This window comes from Photobacterium sp. Alg240-V54 (assembly GCF_900537155.1).
In the GTDB taxonomy this organism is placed as follows: Bacteria; Pseudomonadota; Gammaproteobacteria; order Enterobacterales; family Vibrionaceae; genus Photobacterium.
In genome coordinates this window covers 258,463-281,656 of the sequence record NZ_UNRL01000004.1, presented here as the reverse complement: position 1 = coordinate 281,656, position 23,194 = coordinate 258,463, and the positions used below count along the sequence as shown (strand labels likewise).

General features: G+C 38.5%; 18 protein-coding genes. 12 read left to right on the top strand and 6 right to left on the bottom strand.

Going from position 1 to position 23,194, the window contains the following annotated elements:
- Positions 1-96: 96 nt before the first annotated feature.
- From melB to G6R09_RS12980, 5 genes are all read left to right on the top strand, one after another.
- Positions 97-1,482 (top strand): melibiose:sodium transporter MelB, encoded by a 1,386-nt coding sequence (gene melB / locus G6R09_RS13000; RefSeq protein ID WP_163922897.1) that lies wholly within the window; start codon positions 97-99, stop codon positions 1,480-1,482.
- 77 nt (positions 1,483-1,559) lie between these two features.
- A complete protein-coding gene (locus G6R09_RS12995) occupies positions 1,560-4,652 on the top strand; it encodes a beta-galactosidase (RefSeq protein ID WP_163922892.1) in 3,093 nt (1,030 codons plus the stop codon).
- A gap of 26 nt (positions 4,653-4,678) precedes the next feature.
- A complete protein-coding gene (locus G6R09_RS12990; protein WP_163923037.1) occupies positions 4,679-6,811 on the top strand; it encodes an alpha-galactosidase in 2,133 nt (710 codons plus the stop codon).
- A gap of 218 nt (positions 6,812-7,029) precedes the next feature.
- Entirely contained in the window at positions 7,030-8,028 is a 999-nt protein-coding gene (locus tag G6R09_RS12985) for a substrate-binding domain-containing protein (RefSeq protein WP_065168482.1), read from the top strand.
- Positions 8,029-8,296: 268 nt separating this feature from the next.
- Positions 8,297-8,524: a hypothetical protein gene (locus tag G6R09_RS12980; protein ID WP_065168483.1), complete on the top strand. Its 228-nt coding sequence runs from the start codon at positions 8,297-8,299 to the stop codon at positions 8,522-8,524.
- 80 nt (positions 8,525-8,604) lie between these two features.
- Here the strand turns inward: G6R09_RS12980 and G6R09_RS12975 are convergent, their stop codons facing one another.
- Positions 8,605-9,207, bottom strand: coding sequence for a sugar O-acetyltransferase (locus tag G6R09_RS12975; protein ID WP_087843506.1), 603 nt, complete (start codon positions 9,205-9,207; stop codon positions 8,605-8,607).
- Between the two features lie 208 nt (positions 9,208-9,415).
- Between G6R09_RS12975 and G6R09_RS12970 the strand changes: the two genes are divergently transcribed.
- Entirely contained in the window at positions 9,416-10,555 is a 1,140-nt protein-coding gene (locus G6R09_RS12970) for a cytochrome-c peroxidase (RefSeq protein ID WP_163922890.1), read from the top strand.
- A 10-nt stretch (positions 10,556-10,565) separates the two neighbouring features.
- The gene (locus tag G6R09_RS12965) at positions 10,566-11,048 is read left to right on the top strand and encodes a hypothetical protein (protein WP_065168486.1); all 483 of its coding nucleotides are present in this window, start codon (positions 10,566-10,568) and stop codon (positions 11,046-11,048) included.
- Positions 11,049-11,104: 56 nt separating this feature from the next.
- Here G6R09_RS12965 and G6R09_RS12960 read toward each other — a convergent pair whose 3' ends face one another.
- A complete protein-coding gene (locus G6R09_RS12960; RefSeq protein WP_163922888.1) occupies positions 11,105-12,466 on the bottom strand; it encodes a lytic polysaccharide monooxygenase in 1,362 nt (453 codons plus the stop codon).
- 583 nt (positions 12,467-13,049) lie between these two features.
- Between G6R09_RS12960 and G6R09_RS12955 the strand changes: the two genes are divergently transcribed.
- From G6R09_RS12955 to G6R09_RS12935, 5 genes are all read left to right on the top strand, one after another.
- The gene (locus G6R09_RS12955; protein WP_373423718.1) at positions 13,050-13,703 is read left to right on the top strand and encodes a 2OG-Fe dioxygenase family protein; all 654 of its coding nucleotides are present in this window, start codon (positions 13,050-13,052) and stop codon (positions 13,701-13,703) included.
- Positions 13,693-14,937 carry a cysteine desulfurase-like protein gene (locus G6R09_RS12950; RefSeq protein ID WP_163922886.1) on the top strand — a complete coding sequence of 415 codons (1,245 nt, stop codon included), beginning with the start codon at positions 13,693-13,695 and terminating at the stop codon, positions 14,935-14,937. Before G6R09_RS12955 ends, G6R09_RS12950 begins: the two co-directional genes overlap by 11 nt.
- Positions 14,938-15,196: 259 nt before the next feature.
- Positions 15,197-15,769 (top strand): DUF2913 family protein, encoded by a 573-nt coding sequence (locus tag G6R09_RS12945; protein ID WP_163922883.1) that lies wholly within the window; start codon positions 15,197-15,199, stop codon positions 15,767-15,769.
- A gap of 472 nt (positions 15,770-16,241) precedes the next feature.
- Entirely contained in the window at positions 16,242-16,712 is a 471-nt protein-coding gene (locus tag G6R09_RS12940) for a SulA-like leucine-rich domain-containing protein (protein ID WP_065168491.1), read from the top strand.
- 200 nt (positions 16,713-16,912) lie between these two features.
- Positions 16,913-18,331 carry a basic amino acid/polyamine antiporter gene (locus G6R09_RS12935; protein WP_163922880.1) on the top strand — a complete coding sequence of 473 codons (1,419 nt, stop codon included), beginning with the start codon at positions 16,913-16,915 and terminating at the stop codon, positions 18,329-18,331.
- A gap of 87 nt (positions 18,332-18,418) precedes the next feature.
- On the opposite strand, the gene G6R09_RS12930 is transcribed toward G6R09_RS12935, so the two are convergent.
- The 4 genes from G6R09_RS12930 to G6R09_RS12915 all read right to left on the bottom strand — a co-directional run bounded on the left by G6R09_RS12930 (position 18,419) and on the right by G6R09_RS12915 (position 23,173).
- Positions 18,419-19,744, bottom strand: a complete 1,326-nt coding sequence (locus tag G6R09_RS12930; RefSeq protein ID WP_163922878.1) for a GGDEF domain-containing protein — start codon at positions 19,742-19,744, stop codon at positions 18,419-18,421.
- A 208-nt stretch (positions 19,745-19,952) separates the two neighbouring features.
- Entirely contained in the window at positions 19,953-21,233 is a 1,281-nt protein-coding gene (locus G6R09_RS12925) for a DEAD/DEAH box helicase (RefSeq protein WP_065176824.1), read from the bottom strand.
- Between the two features lie 138 nt (positions 21,234-21,371).
- Positions 21,372-22,283 (bottom strand): N-acetylglucosamine kinase, encoded by a 912-nt coding sequence (gene nagK / locus G6R09_RS12920; RefSeq protein ID WP_065176823.1) that lies wholly within the window; start codon positions 22,281-22,283, stop codon positions 21,372-21,374.
- Positions 22,284-22,426: 143 nt separating this feature from the next.
- On the bottom strand, positions 22,427-23,173 hold the full coding sequence (locus G6R09_RS12915; RefSeq protein ID WP_163922875.1) for a tRNA-uridine aminocarboxypropyltransferase: 747 nt from the start codon (positions 23,171-23,173) through the stop codon (positions 22,427-22,429).
- Between the last annotated feature and the right edge of the window lie 21 nt (positions 23,174-23,194).

Genomic DNA, 23,194 nt, shown 5'->3' with positions numbered 1-23,194 from the left:
AACTTAGTGTAACCGTTTCCACTATTCTGCTTTTGATCACAGTCGATGTAGTGTCAACAAGTAATAATGATAAAAAATAATATAAGGCCCTACACTATGTCATCACAAACTATTAGCTTAAAAACCAAATTCAGTTATGGATTAGGAGCATTAGGAAAAGACTTTGCCTGTGCGCCGATTTATATCTTTCTTATGTATTATTTTACTGATGTTGCTGGGATTTCTGCCGCTTTCGTCGGTACCATATTTTTAGCTGCACGTATTATCGATGCGATTACAGATCCAATGATGGGAATGGTGGTAGACAATACCCGTTCACGTTTTGGTAAATTTCGACCATGGATAGTAATCGGTACGCTGATCAATGCCGCTGTTCTTATTGGCTTATTCAGTACCCACCTTTTTGAAGGAACAGCATTGTATGTTTATGCTGCCATTGCTTATATTCTTTGGGGCTTGACCTACACCATTATGGACATTCCTTACTGGTCAATGATCCCTGCACTATCAAGTTCACGCCCAGAAAGAGAAAAATTAGTAGTATGGCCACGTTTGTTTGCTAGCCTCGCGTGGTTTATTACGGGTACTTACGGCTTGTATATCGTTACGACGCTTGGTGATGGTAATGAAGGTCGTGGCTTTCAAATAACAGCGATGATAATTGCAGTCTTGTTTATTGTTAGTGCATTTATCACCGCAAAAAACGTTAAAGAACACGTTAAAACGTCGATTCCAACTACCACCAAATTTACCTTTAAAGATGTGTTACACATTATTAATTGTAACGATCAACTCAAAACGCTCATTGCAACAGTTTTAGCCTTTCAAATCGCCAATATGTTGGTGGGCGGATTTGCGATTTACTATTTTACCTACGCGTTAGGCAATAAAGAATTGTTCCCAGCTTACATGATGGTTGCGGGTATTGCAGAAGTAGCTGGGGTGTTTTTATTCCCGCGCTTAGCCAATCTTATTCCACGTAAACTACTGTGGATCATCGCATGTAGTATGCCGATTTTATCATGTGTGATCTTACTTGGAATGAACGTATTTTCACCAGGTAACCTACTACTTATCGGTCTATCAGGTGCTGCTATTAAATTTGGTGTTGGTATAGCGAACGCCCTTCAAACAGTAATGCTTTCTGATGTTGTTGATTACGGTGAGTTTAAAACTGGCCGTCGCAGCGAAAGTATTATTTTCTCAATTCAAACCATGTTAGTTAAATTTGCTGGTGCATTTGGCGGCTTCATCGTCGGTGTTGGTCTATCACTGATTGGTTATCAAGCCAACCAAACTCAAACTGCTGATACCTTGCTAGGCATTCAATGGTTAATGATTGGTTTACCTGCAGTATTAATGTTAATCAGCGCCATTGTTTATAAACGTTTTTACCGCCTGCATGATGGCTTTAATCGTGATGATTTTAGCTCATCACCACCAGCAGTAACGGAGCAAAAATCACTATCAACTAACGCTTAATTTTTATTTAATTCTATATATGTCACGATGATGAGCCGTCAACAGGCGGCTCATTGGTTGTTTTAATGAGGTCATCCATGCGTTCTTTCTCTGATATTATCGTAAGCCAAGATTGGCAAAACCAGCTTATTGTTAAGCTAAATACTCTTGCTCCCCATAGCCCATTACATAGCTATCGCTCAGTAGAAAATGCGCTGCAACAGCAACACTCTGGCCGTCAGTCTTTGAATGGTCAGTGGGATTTTGGTTTTTACCCATGTCCTCAAGCTGTTCCTGAAACTATCGTTGATGTCGATTTTGATACTCAACACCATCATTGGCAACCTATTGACGTACCGAGCAACTGGCAACTTCAAGGTTATGACAAGCCTATTTATACCAATGTTAAATACCCTTTTGCAGATACGCCACCGCTGGTTCCGCAACAAAATCCAACCGGTTGCTACCGTCGTCGTTTTTCACTAACGGCTGCTGATATTGAACAACAAACACGCTTAGTATTTGAAGGAGTTAACTCTGCTTTTCATTTATGGTGTAACGGTCGTTGGATCGGTTATTCGCAAGATAGCCGTTTACCGGCAGAATTTGATTTAACGGATGCCGTTCACGAAGGCGATAACCTAATAACTGTGATGGTAATGCGTTGGTCTGATGGTTCTTACTTAGAAGATCAAGATATGTGGTGGCTAAGTGGCATTTTCCGTGATGTGTTTATTTACCAAAAACCCTTATTGGCGATTGCTGATGTCTTTATTCAACCTCAATTAGATGCCACCTATCAAGATGCTACCTTAGCTATTACCACCAAATTAACTCAGGCCACTGATAGTTACAGTGTCACGGTATCGCTCTTTGATGCTGATAATAACCCCGTTACGTTTTCTGGTGCTACTACCGCTTATACTGCGGCCCATGAAGTCGATGAAAAAGGCGGTTGGCACGATCAAACTGAGCATTTATTACATCTACATCAGCCTCAACAATGGAGCGCTGAAATCCCTTATCTCTATCGCGCTGTTATTGGCCTATATAACGGCGATAAGCTGATTGAATGTGAAAGCTATAATGTCGGTTTCCGTCAAGTTGAAATAAGCAATGGTCAACTGCTTATTAACGGTAAACCGCTGTTAATTCGTGGCGTTAATCGTCATGAGCATCATCCGATTACCGGTCATTACATCACTGAAGCGTCTATGATTGAAGACATTAAATTGATGAAACAAAACAATTTTAATGCCGTTCGTACCGCTCACTATCCCAATCATCCGCGTTGGTATGAATTGTGTGATCACTATGGCCTTTATGTAGTCGATGAAGCCAATATTGAAACCCATGGTCAATTCCCTATGTGCCGTTTATCAAACGATCCAATGTGGAATAACGCCTATATGCAGCGCATGATGGCGATGGTTGAACGGGATAAAAACCACCCTTCAATCATTATTTGGTCTTTGGGTAACGAATCTGGCATTGGCTTTAACCATCATGCGATGTACCAATGGACTAAACAACGCGATCCATCACGTCCTGTTCAATATGAAGGCGGCGGTGCTAATACTGCGGCAACCGATATTATCTGTCCGATGTATGCTCGTGTTGATCAACATATTGATCACCCTAACGTGCCTAAATATGCACTTAAAAATTGGATCAGCCAACCTAATGAACAGCGCCCATTGATCTTGTGTGAATATGCTCATGCGATGGGTAACAGCTTAGGTAGCTTCAATAAGTATTGGCAGGCTTTTCGTGAATTTCCGCGCTTACAAGGGGGATTTATTTGGGATTGGGTTGATCAAGGGCTAACTAAAACTACCGCTGACGGCCAACAATATTGGGCTTATGGCGGTGATTTCGGCGATACCATCAACGATCGTCAATTCTGTATAAATGGCTTAGTATTTCCTGATCGCACGCCACACCCTGCTTTATTTGAAGTTAAAAAAGCACAGCAATTTTTTCAGTTTGAATTAACGCCACAGCACCAATTGCGTATTCGAAGTGAATTGTTGTTTAGTGACAGTGAACATACCCTACTGCGATGGAAGATTCAGCAGCAAGGCGTTACATTAACTCACGGTGAATGCGAGTTGATGCTTGCGCCACAAGCGACTACCGAAATAGCATTTAGCGACGATATGCGCGATTTTGATCCTGCGATGAATTATTACTTGGATCTTGAAGTGGTATTAACTAAAGCCACCGCTTGGGCTGAAGCTGGTCACGTTGTTGCTATCGAACAATTTCAGCTGCAACAAGCACGTAGCACTCTAGCTATACCGACGATCAATGATCAAAATGCTATTCATTACACTAAAGAAGGCCAACAATTAACCATTGTGGCTGCCGATAATGAATTTTGTTTTAATTTAACCACAGGTTACTTAGAAACATGGCTTGCACAAGACAATGCTATGATCGCGTCGCCTTTTAAAGATAATTTTTACCGTGCTCCACTGGATAATGATATTGGTACCAGTGAAGTTGATCGTGTCGATCCCACCACGTGGATGGCACAATGGCAACTCGCAGGCTTAGATAATATAGAGACACAATGCCAACATGTTCAATTTCAACAGGATCGTGATGGATCTTTAGTGGTAACGGCTTACTTTAGCCATTTTACATCTTCACAAAAAACCATTAACACACAATGGCACTACCGCATTCAAGCGAATGGTCAGCTAACGATTGATGTTACGGTTGAACCAGACACTCAGCTACCAAGTTTGGCTCGTATTGGTATTAGTGTCGATGTTCCATTAGCCGATAGCGTATCATGGTTTGGTCGCGGCCCGCATGAGAACTATCCTGATCGCCTACTGGCTGCTCATATGGATCACCATACCCTGCCGATTACCGCCATGCATACCGATTATATCTATCCAACCGATAACGGACTGCGCTGCGACACTCAATACGCGACGATTAATAATTTAACTGTTAGCGGTCAATTCCACTTTGCAGTCAGTCGTTATTCACAGTCACAATTAGCACTGGCGCGTCATAGCTACGAGTTGCAACCCGATAACTGTTTACACCTTAATATTGACAGTGAACATATGGGGATTGGTGGCGATGATTCTTGGAGCCCAAGCGTTCACCCTGAGTTTTTATTAACCGCTGATCGTTATCAGTACCAGTTAACTTTTACCGCGGCAGCGCAGTAATAGCAGTGGAAATCAAAACCATGCCAATGACAACTCAACCACAACTGTATTCTTTAATCGGCACCAATAGCCAACTCTTGCTAGCTGTTAGCGATAATGCCGATATTGTGTATTACGGCAACCGCTTGCCTTATGCAACACACAGTGACTTGCAGCAAATGGCGATCGGACTTGAACGGCCGATTCCATTTGGACGTTTAGATACCGATATTGCGGTCAGTATTAACCCTCAATTAGGTCGTGGAAATTTCGGTGCTTCTGCACTTGAAGGTTTTCGTGAAAATGGCAGCGATTGGGCCCCTGTGTTTACGATCACTGCCGTCAAACAGGATGGTAATAAGCTGCTTATTGACTGCCTTGATCAACAAGCGCAGTTAGGCTGGCAGACACAGATAGAACTTGATGAAAATGATGTATTACAGCTATCACAAACGGTGACGAACCTTGGCACGAGTGATTATCATGTGATCCGCTGTGCTAATACTGCACCTATTGCTGATAATGCCAGTGAAATTCTGTCTTTTTATGGTCGTTGGATCAAAGAATTTCAACAACATCGAAGTCAGCTAAGCCATGGTGGCTATATACAAGAAAACCGCCGCGGGCGCACTTCACATGAACATTACCCTGCCATTATTGTTGGTGAGCACGGTTTTAGTGACGATCATGGTCAAGTATGGGGCGCGCATTTAGCTTGGAGTGGCAATCATCGCATTCGAATTGATGTCAAAGCCGATGGCCGTCGTGTACTTCAAGCTGAAGCATTATATTTACCGGGTGAAATTACATTACAGCCACAACAATCATTAACTACACCAACGTTGTACATGAGCTATAGTCATCATGGACTCAATAGCATGAGTCAACATTTCCACCAGTATGTACGCACATCCATCCTAAAGGATCGGTTAGATAAGCCTCGTCCAATTCACTTAAATACTTGGGAAGGGATCTATTTTGATCATGATCCCGCTTATATTACAGCAATGGCTACCGAAGCTGCTGCAATGGGTGTCGAGCGTTTTATTATTGATGATGGCTGGTTTTTAGGCCGCAATGACGATACTTCATCGCTAGGTGATTGGTTTGTTGACCCTAAAAAATACCCTGCCGGCCTTAGCCCTATTATTGATCATGTCCATCAACTGGGGATGGAATTTGGTTTGTGGTTTGAGCCTGAAATGATCAATAAAGATGCAGATCTCTATCGACAACATCCCGAGTGGTTACTTGCTGTTGACGGCTATGATCAACCTACTGGACGTCATCAATATGTCCTTGATTTACAAAATCCAGCCGCCTTTGCGTATTTATTTGAGCGTCTGGATCATTTTCTGTCTCAGTATGATATTGACTATATTAAATGGGATATGAACCGTGAAATTGTACAACCCGCACATAACAATCGTGCTGCTGGATGTGGTCAAGTAGAGCGCTACTATGCCCTCGTGGACAAGCTGCTGGCTAAACATCCCAAGGTTGAGATTGAATCTTGCGCAGCTGGTGGTGGTCGTATTGATTATGAAATTTTAAAGCGTACACACCGTTTTTGGTGTTCAGATAATAACGATCCGCTTGAACGTCAGGCGATTCAACGCGGAATGAGTTATTTCTATCCGCCTGAAGTGATGGGCACTCATATTGGTTCTCATTGCAGCCATACGACTCGCCGTACTCACACAATGAATTTTCGCGGTAATACTGCACTCTTTGGCCACATGGGATTAGAACTCGATCCCGTTAAAGCTGGTGATCAAGAAAAGACAGCGTTTAGCCGCTATATTCAATTACACAAAAAGTACCGCCATTTACTGCATAGCGGCGATAACTACCGTTTAAGTTTTAACGATAGCGCAGCGTTGCAAGGCAATATGGTCGTTAGTCAGTCACAATCAGATGCTTTAGTGAGTATCAATCAATTAGCGATGCCAACCTATTGTTTATCAGGCCGATTACATATTCCTGGGTTACGTGCTGATCAACACTATACCATTACTGTTGTTGATGGACCTGACAATCTCCATTCGATAGTTAACCGTCAGCCACCATGGCTAACGAGCCAACAACACTTTAGTGGAGAATGGTTACAAACCGTAGGACTCACCCTGCCTATAATGGATCCTGAATCCTCGTTATTGCTCGCGCTTCAAATTCAGTAAGATGCAGTTAACATCATGACAAAAAGCACCTACTAATGGTGCTTTTTCTTTTATCATTATGATTAAAAAACCTTTTTCCTAACATCATCTAAAGATTCAGTATGATATGTAATAAGATGGCTATATACTGGCTCACTCATTTTATTAATAAACGACTATATTACCGCTTCCTACATTGATTTTGTTTAATCTCCAAGGTAGGTAATTTGAGAGCATCTATGGCAACAATTAAAGATGTTGCTCGTGAGGCAGGCGTCTCTGTAGCAACAGTATCTCGTGTATTAAATCAATCCCCCAAAGCCAGTAAAGCTTCTATCCTCGCCGTAACAACTGCAATTACACGCTTAAATTATCAACCCAATCCGGCAGCTCGTGCTCTTGCTAGCCATAATACCAATACCATCGGCGTGTTAGTCGGTGATGTTTCTGATCCCTTCTTTGGTTCACTTGTCAAAGCGGTAGACACTGTCGCTCAACAAAACGGAAAAAATTTACTGATTGGTAATGGCTACCATCGTGCAGCCGATGAAAAAAAAGCCATCGACCTATTAATTAATAGTCGTTGTGATGCTTTGGTTATTCATTCAAAAGGATTATCAGATCAAGCGCTTATTGATTACGCTCAACAAGTAAAATCGCTGGTACTCATTAATCGCTATATTCCTGAATTAGCCGATCGCTGTATTTCATTGAATAATATTAAAGGCACCTATATTGCGACAGAATACTTGATCCGCCACGGTCACACTAACATCGCTTATATCAACTCGTCACACGATATTGAGGATGCGACCCAACGTTTACAAGGCTATAAAGACGCACTTATCGCCCATAATATCATCGTTAATGAAAACTTTATCGAAACCACTGAACCATGTATTGAAGGTGGTGAGCAAGCAATGACCAATTTGCTTTCAAAATCACTGCCTATTTCAGCAGTTGTGACTTACAACGATAATATGGCAGCGGGAGCAATCAATATTCTTGAAGATAATGGCGTAAAAGTGCCGAATAATATTTCTGTTATTGGTTTTGATGACGGTTTAATTGCTCGGTATGTTCGACCACAATTAACAACTATTCGCTACCCTATCTATTTAATGGCAGAAGAAGCGACTAAATTAGCACTCAATTTAAGTGATAATAAAATACAAACAACAACACGTATTTTTTCTCCGACACTTATTAGACGTAATTCAGTTATAAATAAAATATAAAATTTATGCGCTTATTTATAAAATATAATATAAACCAATGGCTAATAATCAGCATTGGTTTTTCCCTTTATTAATAGCTTATTATTATATTGTCTTTATACACATTCTCTCTATTTATATAATGGTACATGTTCTTCACAATTTAATTCTATTTAGTCAGATTTTAAGATTAAACCTTTAAATATTGGCTAGAGTTGTCTACAATTCGTTTTTTGAAAAGTTCAATAAGGCATCCCCTTATAATTACATCGCTAAAGAGATTTTACTTATGTGTCATATGCCCATGAATGGTGTTTATCGTGCTGTATTTAAAGCAAATATTGTAATGAGCCAGTCATTAATGAAAGATCGCTATCAGTTACGAAAAGATGATAACGTGATCACATTAGAAAAAGTAAACGTATTAGATAAGTCCAGCTATAAAGAAGCAATATTGGTAGGAACATCAACAGATATCTATAACAAAGTACAAGAAATAATTATATCGATACAATAGAAATACTATAATTGCTTTAGTTATATAATAAATAATGATGTTAAATATAAACTCCTTTTTTAGTAATACTTTTATTTATATTATTCATTAAATTTTCTATTCTTATAATAATAAATTTTATCATGCTCATTTATTTCACGTGATACTCGACAAGGATTTCCCATTGCAACAACATTGGTTGGAATATCTTTAGTAACAATACTACCAGCACCGATAACACTATTTTTACCAATTGAGACACCTGGCAAAATGACACACTGAGCGCCAATCCAAACATTATCACCAATCGTAACGGGAATATTAAATTGCGTAATTTGTTCTCTTAAGATCGGCTCTATTGGGTGACCTGCAGTTGCAATGGTCACATTTGGACCAATCATGACATTATTGCCAATATAGATATGAGTATCGTCAACAAGGGTTAAATTAAAGTTAGCATACACATTATTTCCTAAATGGGTGTGCTTGCCCCAATTAGCATGTAATGGTGGTTCGATATAACACCCTGTACCGACTTCTGCAAACAGCTGCTGCATCAATTCTGCTCGTTTATTCGTTTCTGATGGTCGAGTGTGATTAAAATCATATAATACTTCTAAACACGCTAATTGACGTTCAGCAAGCACATCATCACAAACATAAACTTGTTGGCTATGTAGCTTATCTTCAGGGTTAGTATCCATTGTTTATCACCTTGATAGTATTGGAATTAAGCTATCATAGACTCACTTATCACATCAATAATACTATGCTGATTTACGCCAAAAGCAGAGCAAGATCACTTAATTTTTCTGTGACGATTATTGTTGCAACTTGATACATAATTTCATAAGCGCAACCACAAGTTGTCGATTATAATAACGCTCTCTTTACACCTCTTTGATGTCTATCATGACTGTTACTTACCGTATCATTGCAGTCCTTTTCTTAACGCCGCTCATAGCATTAACGTCAACATTGTATGCAGCAACGATGACTCAAAACGATAGACAAGATGTAGCAAAAGTCACCCTCGGTAAGTATTTATTTAACGATAATCGACTTTCTAAAACAGGAAATCGTAGCTGTGCGTTGTGTCATGCACCTGATTTAGGGTGGACTAACCGTTTTGCTAAAGTACCAGATATCAATAACAATCCTACCACTCTCAATACACCATCATTACTTAATAGCGCACTGCTAACTGCGTTTATGCAACGTCAGCCCAATTTAACCACACTCACTGACACTATTAAATTACCGCTATTTTCATTACATCCACCAGAAATGGGAATGACAGATGCATTACTACTCAAGCGTCTGCAACAAGCAAATACCTTATACCAACCTCTTTTTAAAGCTAGTTTTGGTGACAGCACAATATCCACAGCAAGAGTGATCAACGCATTAAGTCGTTATGTTATGACAATTGTTGATACCGATACTGCTTATCATGCTTTTATTAAAGGTGATAAAACAGCGCTTAATAGCCAACAGCAACAAGGATTAATTCTATTTAATAGCCAACGATTAGGTTGTTCTCAATGCCATGCAGGACCGTTACTAAACCAACCACCAGCCACTAATAACCACTATTACAATACTGGTCTTTATGGCATTAAAAATAACCTCGAAGAATATGGATATCCAACCCATGAAACAGGACTACGTCAGTTTACTCAACAAAAAATGGATGATGGTAAGTTTAGAATTCCGTCATTGATTAACGTTAACAATACTGGACCATGGGGACATGATGGTAGCTTTAATCAACTTGAAGCAGTGCTTGATAGTTATGCAGCTGGTGGACGTATTATCACTGTTGGTCCCAATAAAGGCGATGGCCGTAAACATTTAAGTAAAGATTCGCGGTTACAAGGCTTTAGGTTAACACCTGCTGAAAAACAGGCTTTATTGGCTTTTTTTGCTAGTTTATCTACCCGTGACATGAGCAAAGATCCAGCTCACCAGAGTCCTTTTTGCCAAATAATTCCATTAAAAACCAAACAAGATCCACCAAATTGCATCACGGCTTTTCCACTTCAACAATAAGAATATAACGATGAAAAAAACACTGTCAGCTTTGCTCATTATTGCGGTTAGTTCACCTGTGATTGCCGCACCTCAGATCCCTTCTGATGCGGAAATTAAAGGTCGCAATACCTATTTTATTACTCCTTATCAAGCAACATGTAATGTGACCCCAGTTAATCAAGTAACAGCAAATACTCCAGATGAAGCAATACAGTTAGAACAAATATTTGACAAAAGCTTGGGATATTCGCTAACACTCAATGCTAAAGGTCAAGCATATGTTCAATTAGCGATAAAAGAATGGAATGAAAAAATGGTGTTTGCGACTAATCCAAACGTAAAATTAACCATCAAAGGGGCTGATATCAATGGCCAGTACATTACTAATCTATATTGTATTGAGCAAAAATTAGCGCTACATCATGTTAATACCCATGAATGGGGCAGTTATTTGGTTGAATTACACGGCCGTCCAAATCAATTGATCAGCTTACGTATCGTTAAAGAATAATCGATACAAAAAGGCCTGCATCAATGCAGGCCATAAATATATCTATAGGTTAAAGATTACAGCTTACGCCATACTCCCCACTCACCTGTTGTTCCTGGTTCTTCGCCTACTGTGTTCCAGTATGCTTTCCAGCTAATACCGTTATGAATAGCGACATCATTTTCATTGTATGTTTTCATTGCTGACCAAGCACTAACATCTGGTGTTTCGCCATCAGTAACAACTTGTGTCCATACGTTCGCAACACCGGGTTGCTCACCTTTCGTCCACCAGCCAGCTTTCCACGTTTTGCCATCATGTGTTACCACATCACCAGCAACATAAGTTGCAGACTTGCTCCAGCTACCTTCAGGCAATTCAGGATCTACTACCGGCGGTAATGGCTCAAGATCTTTAAAGATACTTAACGCAAAGCCATACTTTTCAGCTTCTACCCATACTTGGTTTGCATGAATGTTATTCGCATTAAATTCATACTTAGCCGCAGTTTGATTCCAAACACCAATAAATAATCTGTCTGTTGCTAGTATATTAATTTGCTCAGCTAAGGTTTGAGCCCACAAAGCTTGGTTAGCAGCCGTGATCACCAAGCGTTGATCCAGTACTTCTACACCAGTACCTGGAGCCATTAAACGAAAGCGGACTGTATCACCTTCAACAGGTGTAAAACCTGGCTTAACAAAGAAACCTGGAATTGCATGTAAATCGCCACCTACAACAGGTGGTGGTGTAATATCACCATTGCCCTGCTTAATGGTGATATCACTGCAGTTGTAGAAACCTTCACCAGCAGGATCAATACGCTGCCAACGAGAATAAAGGATAACATCATCACCAATACGATCTTTTGGCAGTTTCACTTTAAAGTTATACGTATCATATGGTGTTGCTTCAGTTGGCTCGATATTACCTACTTCATCAATCAACTCTACATCATTCCACGTTAATGGCTGTGATTTATCGTAATCTGGCTTAGTAATGTAGAACTGCCAAAATGATGGATTATGTGTCGCGGTTGCAACCCACTTAAAATCAAACTCGCCGTTAGCATCAACAATAACTTCTGTTTGCTGCCACTCATTATGTGGAATATCTAAACCGGCTTTTTTCTGATCGCCACCTGCACATAACAGACCATCGACAACTTGTTTTTTTACTTCTTCAATGTTGTTGTAATCCGCGGTTAAGGCTGCGTTTTCATTCTTTTGGGTAAAAGGATGCGCGTTTGATTTTTCCCAAAGAGCCTGACATGCCGCATTAGGAATTTTATTTTGCCAGTAGCCACCGTCACGATCACAAATTTCAGTACGTGATGGCGGGAAATCAGCCCAACCGTGTGCGCTAACAGTTGCTACAGCAGCAAAGTTAGTCGCAATAAGTGCGACGGCTAATGATAGTTTTTTTAATTTTAAAGGCATGTTGATCTCATTATTTTATAATAAGCAACGTCTCTCTATTGAGCATATAGATTATAACGCTGCCATTGCTTTCATTTTTGTTGGGTGGAATATACAAAAGCAATCATGTGATAATGAAATCATATCCCACGCAAATATAATAACAAAAACTTATACTTATCATAAACTCATGATATGTAATGAAATAAAAAACACCCATTTTAATGAAAGACATATTTTGTTACACATGCATTATTCTGCAATCATAGATAATAAGTATAAACGCCGCTACTTAGTATTTATTGTCTGTTTTATCCGCTATTTTTAATCATACTAATGAGAAAATATTATTCTTTTGTGCCAGTCTTATTTAACAAAACAGTCTTTAATTCGATAATTATTTAATTATTCACTATTTATCGTTACCACTTTCCTACCACGCTACTAGACCTCTTTCTCATACAGTTTTAAATGCCAAATTAATCTCTATACATGAACTTTAATTCTATTTTTAGTTAATTAAGCCAAAATATAGTCGATCATATTTGTAATATTTAGATTTTTAGCCAACTCTATTTATAAGTCATGCTGATAAAGGAGATGTATGATGATGACGCCACTAATGCGTAGTTTACAACTTACTCAACTGAGTGAGCATGCAGTCAATGAATTAGCTCCTTCGTTTATACGTTTACCTCACACCTGTCATGCTGATGGACAGTATCGGTTACGCCGCTATTCCATTGTCGCTTTACATGATGGAAAACTTGTCCAGTTACCTGCTGCAGATTTTGTCCAATCTAATGATATCAATCATTTTCAAGGTAACGTAATTCGCCATTTTGAGCCTCTAGAAGATGCGGTCATAACCTGTAGCGGAATGCTTGAGATGTGCCAATTATTTCAAGATGCCAATGCTATTCCTAATGACCAACCCATCGAAATTCACCAGATGCGTGTCACCGTTATGGATGGCGAAGTACCAACATCACCCGAAGGCATTCACCAAGATGGGTTTGAACATATTGCAGTGATTGGCATAAAACGTCACAACATTCATGGCGGTGAGTTTTTAGTTTATAAAGATAACACCTCATCACCTATTCTGTGTACAACCTTACAATACGGCGAAATGGCCATTTTAGCAGATGAAATTTTATGGCATAACGCCCATCCGATTAAAACGATCAAAAAACACCATCAAGGTTATTGGGATGTATTTGTGCTAACCACCAAGGAGATTCAGCATGACATTTGATCCCTTAGAAAATAGGTGCTTATTTCCGGCGTTAAATCAGCAAATTAATAATAAACCGGTATGTTTTTTTGACGGTCCCGGAGGGTCACAAGTTCCTCAAACAGTTTTAGATGCAATGAGTTATTATTTAGGTCATTTTAATTCAAACTTAGGCGGATCTTTTTTTACTAGCGTTGCAACGACAGCATTAATGAAAGAGGCTCGTCAGGTAGCACAAGTTTTAATTAACGCTCCCTCAGCCAACAATATTGTTTTTGGGGCAAATATGACCAGCCTCACTTTTCATCTAAGTCGAACAATAGCCAGAGATTGGCAACAGGGCGATGAGATTATTGTTACCGCACTTGATCATTACTCAAATGTATCAAGCTGGCAGCAGGCTGCCGAGGATAAAGGGGTTAGCGTCCATCAAGTGCGTTTAAATGAAACCAATTGTGATCTCGATTATGATCATTTCAATACGCTACTTAATTCTCGCACTAAATTAGTCGCCGTCACTTACGCGTCAAATGTGACAGGGTCACTAATAGATGTAAAACGTATTATTGCCGCAGCGCATGCTGTTGGTGCACAAGTATATGTTGATGCTGTACATTACGCGCCACACCGACTTATGGATGTTCAAGCATTAGATTGTGACTTTTTAATATGTTCTGCTTACAAGTTTTTTGGTCCCCATCTTGGAATTGCTTATATTGCACCACAATGGCTTCAAACACTTCATCCTTATAAAGTCGAGCCAGCTCCCAATGATGGGCCAGCTCGCTTTGAAACCGGCACTCAAAACTTTGAAGCGTTGGCTGGATTTATTGCTGCGGTCAATTATTTAGCCGATTACAGTCGCCATATCGACAATCAATCATTATCACTGCGACAACATTTATGTCGCAGTTTTGATTATTATCAAGCCTATGAAGCTAAACTTAGCCAATATTTTTTATCCCATTTAAGCCATTATAGTAATGTCACTTTATATGGCGTCAATCATCACCAACAACGTACACCAACTTTCGCGATCAGGATTGATAATACGACGCCAGCAGAAGTCGCCAGCTATCTTAGCAACCACAATATCTGTGTTTGGCACGGGCATTTTTATGCACAAGGATTATGCGAACAATTAAAGCTACTCAATAAAGGCGGAGTTATTCGTATTGGTTGTATGCATTACAATACTTATCATGAAATAGACACCTTGTTTAAAGTGTTAGATTGCTTTCTAACGCCACAGTAATGACTAAACCAGATGTTCTCAACAAATCACCTCATCCATCATAATATTCACTATAAAGGGGAATATTATTGTCCCTTTCCTTTTGTTCAAGTTTTTACCTCCATTTATGACGTAATATATAAAAAATTATGCGATTAATATCACTTAATATAAAAATGGTTAAGCTTAATTTTGCAATTTATAATTAACGCATTAACTATTATCTTACATCAGTAATAGTATGATATTATTATCAAACCCGCTCCAACTCGGTACAGAAATGAATCAGTCTCAACAACTACTCGATATTAGTACTCACGCCCTACTACATCTAGAATTTAAAAAACTTGAACATCGCCTAACACAAACTGAGCAAAATAATTTACTTGTTCAGTTTCTAAAGCGAATCCTAAAGGATAATCGATACCGTGCCGTTAAGAAATCAACCAAAAGTTGGTTATTGCGCGGTAGGAAAACGGGCGCCTGTTTAGAGTCAATCCTAAATAATGATCGAGAGCGTATGCTACAAACCAGCTCTACTGATCTTTATCGCTTTGTTGATCTTATTGAAGAAGTCGAATCACAATTACATACTAAAGTGCAGTATTCATTAGCACATAATATCAATTTGAAAGCGCGATTTGGTAAAGTCTTAGTGTGTGTGGTAGATGAAGATTTAACATCAAGTTTTGATGACGATGGGCTGATGATCAAATCAACTCAAATTTTATTTATTGGTAATACCGAGCACAAAGATATTTTCTCTGCAGCCATTGATCAAAGCGGTTATTTCCAATCTGTTATTGCATATGAAGATGAAAACCACCTTCGTGTTGAACTTTTTAGACTTTAATTTCACACTTCATTGTAATTGACAATACCAATGAGTACGCCTTAGAAGCTTACTCATTGGTCGTTCTATTATACTAATCTTAAATTCCCACCTAAGAAGATAATAATCATCGCTAAAACTCATTATTATTTTTCATAAAGTCACTCCTTGCTGTAGTTCGACCAACTCTTGCTTTCCAAAGCACCTCATCTTTATGTTTATACAGTAAAACTACTGTATAGATTTTTGGGATATAACTCAAAATTTCGTATCGTAATAAAATTTTATTTCAGAGATTCGTTAATAAAAAAACCGTAATAAAAAACATAGCTATTAATATCAACAACTTAATATCTATTCTCATAAAAGAAAAACCGACTCATTTTTTATATCTATCCTATACATGCGACAAATAACGCTTGCATCTCAATCAGAATAAAACTACTGTATGGACATACAGCATGTATATATAACCACTGTCGGAGATGACACTATGAAAGCACTAATGCAGACTCAAGAATTTATTACTGCTTCTGACGTTTACAAAGCCACATTTGGATCGCATTTAAATGGTGTAGAATCTCCGTCAAGAGCTGTTCCAATAGAGGTCAGTTATAGTGAACAGCAACAAGCTCAACTGGCATATTTTTTACGCCTTCTTAAACAAGCAAACGAAGAGAATCGTTGGATTATGTTTATTGGCCAAGATGCACTGTTAGATAAGCAATTACTCATAAATGCAGGCATTGACATTAATAAAGTGCTACTACTTAAAAATGCCAAAAATCAAAGTAAACATTTACTTATGGCAAAAGCATTAGAAATGGGAAATTGCTCTGCTGTTATTGTTACAGGCGAAATTGAAGTATTTAATACCCCTATTATCACAACGGCAGCTGAACAAGGTAAGACGTTAGCTTTTGTATTAAACCAGAACATTAAAGCACAATTAACATTCCATTAAGTTATTTTATAACCATTAATGTTATCAATAGGTTAATGCGGCACTGATATTACATACAACCAGTAAAGATATATATACAACTTATATATTTTTATTTGAAAATATATTTCTTTAAATATGAAAAAAATTAAAAATAGCTTTTACGCATAATGAAAATCCATATAATCGAGTAAATTAAAATTTAAATACTAGGTTTCAGAATGGATAATAAGCTCGGATTTGGTGCATTAACTGCATTTGTAATCGGCTCAATGATTGGTGCGGGGGTTTTTAGTCTGCCACAAAATATGGCAGCTGTTGCTAGCCCTGCAGCGGTCATAATCGGCTGGACTATTACGGGTGTAGGCATGATATTCCTTGCTATGTCTTTTCAAATATTATCACTACTAAAACCTAATATTAATAGTGGTGTTTTTGGTTACGCCCAAGCAGGTTTTGGCGACTTTGTTGGATTTTGTTCAGCCTGGGGCTACTGGTTAAGTGCAATGCTTGCTAATGTGTCATACCTTGTAATTGTCTTTAGTACCTTAGGTATGTTTTTTGACAAACCTGGCCATATTATTTTTGGTTTGGGTAATACTTGGCAATCAATTGTTGGCGCATCGGTGCTATTATGGCTCGTTTATGCATCCGTAAGACGAGGTGTACAAACAGCTGCAACCATTAATACGATTACTACCGTTGCCAAATTAATTCCATTAGTGCTCTTTATTTTCTGTACGCTAGTCGCATTTAAATGGCATACATTTACATTTGATTTTACGGGTTTAGAATTTGGTCCTCAACACAACTTACTAAGCCAAGTGAAAGGCACTATGCTCATTACTGTATGGGTATTTATCGGTGTTGAAGGTGCTGTGATCGTTTCATCACGAGCGCGTAACCGTCGTGATATCGGTCGAGCGACTATTCTCGGTCTACTAACAGCACTTGTTATCTATGTTTTTGTCACTCTGCTTTCTATGGGGGTTATTTCTACACCCGAATTAGCTAAATTCCATAATCCATCAATGGCACTCGTGCTTGAACATATTCTTGGCCCATGGGGTTCAATTATTATTGGTTGTGGTTTATTAGTGTCAGTAAGTGGTGCATTTTTAAGTTGGACAGTACTCGCTACAGAAGCACCACTGCTGGCCGCACAAAACAATATGTTCCCTAAATCGTATGCTAAAGAAAATAGCGCAGGTACTTCGATTAAAGCGCTTAACCTAACTATTATTTGTATTCAAATTTCATTATTTGCCGTTATCTATGCTGGCGGGACTTATAATTCATTACTAATAATTGCTTCAGAGATGATCTTAGTTCCGTACTTCCTTGTTGCTGCTTATACGCTAAAACTTGCGATTAAAAATAAAAACCGTGGCATGTTATTGTTCATCGGTTTAGGTTCAACGATTTATGGTCTATGGTTGCTTTATGCTTCAGGTTTAAGCCACTTATTACTCGCTTCTTTATTGTATTTACCAGGACTCTATTTCTTCATTAAAGCCAAGAAAGAGTTAAATCAACCCTACTTTGTTGGTAAGGAGCGTATTTTCGTTGTTTTATTAATTCTCTTGTCTGTGTTTGCTATTTATATGGTTGCCACTGGGCATATTATGTTAGAGAGTTAATACTTACTGATATCTAGACTAAAAAAGCCGTATATTACAATGCCCCATAACAATGGATATCATGTAATACACGGCTTTTTTGCAATATCATTTAAGTTGTTGGTGCTCCCAACTTATTTCAATTCGATTTCTGCCCATCTTTTTCGCTTTTAATAACGCTAAATCAGCACGCTGAATTAACTCATTACTTGATTCATTCACTAATTCAGCAACACCTAAACTGCAGGTTAACTTAAATTCGCTATCAAAATCCCATACTTTATTTGCAATCGTTTCTCTAATTTCTTCCGCTATTTCAACAGCTGTACTCATATTCGTTTCAGGACAGAAAAGTACAAATTCCTCTCCCCCCCAACGAGCAAACATATCAGAACGCCGTATTAATTTATCAATAGTTTCTGCAAATTTAACTAATACCGTATCGCCAAAACCATGACCATAAGTATCATTTACCGCCTTAAAATGATCTATATCGATAAAAATCATTGAGAAAGGAATATCATTAGATTGAGTTTGAATCGTTACCTCTTTTAACCATTCAGTTACGGTATGTCGATTCCTAATTCGTGTTAATGGGTCAGTACAGGCTAAATGTTCAAATTTTAGACTTTTGTTATATAACAATCTATTTGCATCGCGTAAACGCTGGCTACGCTCTTCTGTGTGTTTTATTTTTTTATCAAGAATAAATCGCTCACTCATAATAATGATAATAGCGGTAACAACCCACAATAGTAATAGTGCTTTAACTAAAGACGATTCAGAAATCCATTCACCATAAAAAACTAATTTATTTAATCGAATAGCATAATAGGACTCTTTAACATAACTACCTGTCGCAATTTCAATCACTGAAATATTATCAAATTGCCGACTCGACTTATCAACAGGAATATTGTTTTCAGCGATCCACCACGATAACACTTGAAAATTTCGTAATGGAAAAACCTTCAATCCATCATCAATCCCTGGTGAATACTCTATCGCATTAAACTTTAATGATATTGGATCATTGACATTCGCATAGGTTGAATCGAAATTACGTAAATATACTCTTACGCGTTCATCTTCGAGTGGACTCGTGTAATCAATATCAATACCCACTGAATGATAAGCACTTAAGTCGATCCCTTTATCAATATAATCAGTCAACGAAATCGCTATTTCACAAAATGGCCACTTGGCTTTATTGATAATATTACATTCTAGCAATACATTATGTTGACCAATATCTAATATTGCTGTCGTTGCCCCATTTTGGGCTGAATCATCAATAATTTTATATTGGCTATTTTGAGGTGTAACAATATATTCTTTCTTTGCACCACCCAAAAGATACCACCCATACGCCACTATGGTGAAAAAGACTAAAAATAAGACAATTGATCGAAGCCATTTATTTAACTCCGCCATAAATACCTCAAAACATTATTACTGCCAAAAACGAAGTAATATATTACAATCACAAGCGACAAATTAGCAGGAAATGTATAGTTAAACAACTAATTATATTAGATATTTATAGATAACCGAACAATTTAAAGCAACAAATTGCATATTGATAAAAAACGCCGCTATTTAGCGACGTTTGACTCTTTTTTGAGGTATAAATGACTGTTATTTAACGACGGCGTTGAGCGTTTTTACCTCGATTTTGATGTACTTTACTCTTTGCCTTAGCGCGACGTTTTTCTGCCGATGCACCACGATGTACAGACACTGTTTCAATTAGACTTGGATCGGGTTCATAACCTTCAAGCCATTGTTGTGGCAAACGAGTATCTAATAGCTCTTCAATCGCCTTTAATGCCCACTCTTCATCAAGACTCATTAATGTGATCGCAAAACCTGTATTTCCTGCTCTGCCAGTACGTCCAATACGATGCACATAATCTTCAGCATTAAACGGTAAATCAAAGTTAACAACATATTCTAGCTGCTGAATATCTAAACCACGAGCAGCGACATCTGTTGCCACTAATACACGCACTTTACCTGCTTTAAAATCATCTAAAGCACGTTGACGAGCACCTTGGCTTTTATCACCATTGATTGAAACCGCTTTAATGCCATCTAAGCCTAAGCTTTTAGCAAGTTGATCCGAACCTTGTTTGGTTTTAGTAAACACCAACACTTGCTGCCAATTACGCGAACCAATTAAATAAGCTAATAATTCTGATTTACGCTTCTTATCTACTGGATATACCATTTGTTGAACAGTATCAGCCGCAATGTTTTCAGGTGTTACTTCTACCATTTTAGGATCAGTTAAAATACTAAAAGCTAATTTCTTAACTTGTTTTGAAAAAGTAGCAGAGAAAAATAATGTCTGGCGCTCAGCAGGCATCCGCTTCATGATACGGTTGATATCAATAATGAACCCCATATCAAGCATACGATCTGCTTCATCAAGTACAAATGTTTCTACATTCGCAAGTGATACATTACCGACAAAAACATGGTCAAGTAAGCGTCCAGGTGTCGCAATGAGAATATCAACGCCGGCTTTTAATGCTTTAATTTGAACATTCATACTGGTGCCACCATAAGCAACAGCAACTTTCAGTTCAGTATATTTACTGTATGCAATAAAGCTATCGTAGACCTGTTGTGCCAATTCACGGGTTGGCGTGATCACTAAAGCGCGAATTTTCGCACCTTGCTGAGGCTTAGTGTCTTCTATTCCTTGTTCTGCCAATGATGGCAATGTCATTAAACGTTGTAAAATAGGGAGCGCAAATGCTGCTGTTTTTCCGGTACCCGTTTGTGCCCCAGCCATCACATCATCCCCAGTCAATGCTAATGGGATAGCTTGCAACTGCACATCTGTTGGTTTTTCATAACCTAATTCTGTAACAACTTGCAATAATTTAGGGTGAAGGCCGAGCGTTTCAAACGACATAGTGTATTCCTAGCAATAAATACGCTTATACCAATAGATCGGCATAAGAAAACAAGCGCGGATTCTAACATAAAAAAAAAGCACTTCGCCATGAAGTGCTTTTCGTTACACAATAAATATTGGTGAATTACATAATAGTTACTGTTTAATATTCAGGAAAGCTGCACCACGAACGCCACCAGCATCACCGTGTTTTGCTTTTACAATTTTTGGTGCTTGTGAGACTGACAATAAGTATTTAGGTAAACGCTTTGGTAATTCATCATAAATTAATTCAAAATTCGATAAACCGCCACCTAACACCACAACATGAGGATCAACACCCGTAAATAAATTAGCAAAGCACATTGCTAATATTTCCATAAAACGATCAACGTGCTGTTGTGCTTTTTCATCACCCGCAGCATGACGTTCAATAATCTCAATCGCTTTTAGTTTTTCACCGTAATAGTGCGCATAGATCTGCTCAAAACCACGACCTGATAAATAGTTATCAATACAGCCTTTTTGACCACAACCGCAATCAAATAATGGTGCATTTTCGCCTAAATGTAGCCAAGCATCTAATGGCAAACGTGCATGCCCAAACTCACCACCGACATGGTTTAAGCCTGAAAAAACCTTACCGTTAAACACCATACCGCCACCAAAACCAGTGCCTAAAATAAGCCCCAATACTGACGGTGCATCTTGATGTTCATCATCCCATGCTTCAGACAATGCAAAACAGTTCGCATCATTATCAAGGCTGACACTACGGCCCAGTTTTGCTTCTAAATCTTTACGCAATGTACGCCCTTTCGCTGAAGGGACATTTGAGGTTAATACAGTGCCATCTCGCGCATCTTCAATTCCGGGAATACCCAATCCGACAGCACCTTCACAACCAAATTTAGCGTCTGCGGCAGTAATAATAGACACAATCGTATCGATAAGTTTATCGTAATCATCACTCGGTGTTGGTACACGCTCTGTTGCTACGCGCTCTAGTTTCTCATTAAATGCACCAAATTCAATTTTAGTTCCGCCTACATCGAAGCCGTAGTACATCCTATTCTCCTACAAATAATGTTTAACTACACCGTGAGCTTATAACTCATTAAATATACTAAAAATTATCCACATTTAGACCAAAAATGACTGTGATCTACGGCTAATTCAGCAGTTATTGTTCAAGTTGATTTTAATGTTATTCAGTCGGTGTCACATTTTCTAATCAACGTTTCATCAATCGACATGAATTTTTCTAATACAGATAGCGACGAATGTTCTGGCACTAGACGATTCATTTTTCCTGCAATATAATTTTCGCGGAAAACATCGAACCATAAATCTAATAGCTCAGCGTTATAGTGCTCTCCAAAAACATCAATAATCCGTGCGGCAACTTCAGCTGTGCCCAATTGATTTTCTTTTGAGGCTTCGCGCATTTTATAACGTGAAGGCTTATCTGGATTAATAGACAATAGCGGAAAACGATCAAGATATGGGCTCTTACGGAACATCTTTTTAGCTTCAGCCCAACTGCCATCTAACATTATAAATAATGGCCGCTTCCCTGCTTCAAGCTCTATTGTCGTCGCTTCTCTTTCTGGTGCATATTCCGCAGGAAAAACCACATAAGGCTGCCATTGAGGATCATCTAATAACGCTAACATCTCAACGTTAGGTTCAGTGCGCGACCAAATATAAGCAAAGGTATCTTCAAACACATCTGCAATTAATCGACCAGTATTACTTGGTTTTAAAATTTCGTCATCAAACATTACCAATAAAAAAGCCGCGTTTGATTTGGCTAATGGGCGATGTTTACAAATACACAGATGCGTACGTAACATACACTGACGACAGCGTTGGACTTTACAGCCACGAGCAAGGAAAGGACGAGTTGAACGTGCAAGACGTTCTTCATAAAGAGTATGGACAGCATGAATGCGCATAGCGACTAACCTAAAACAGGA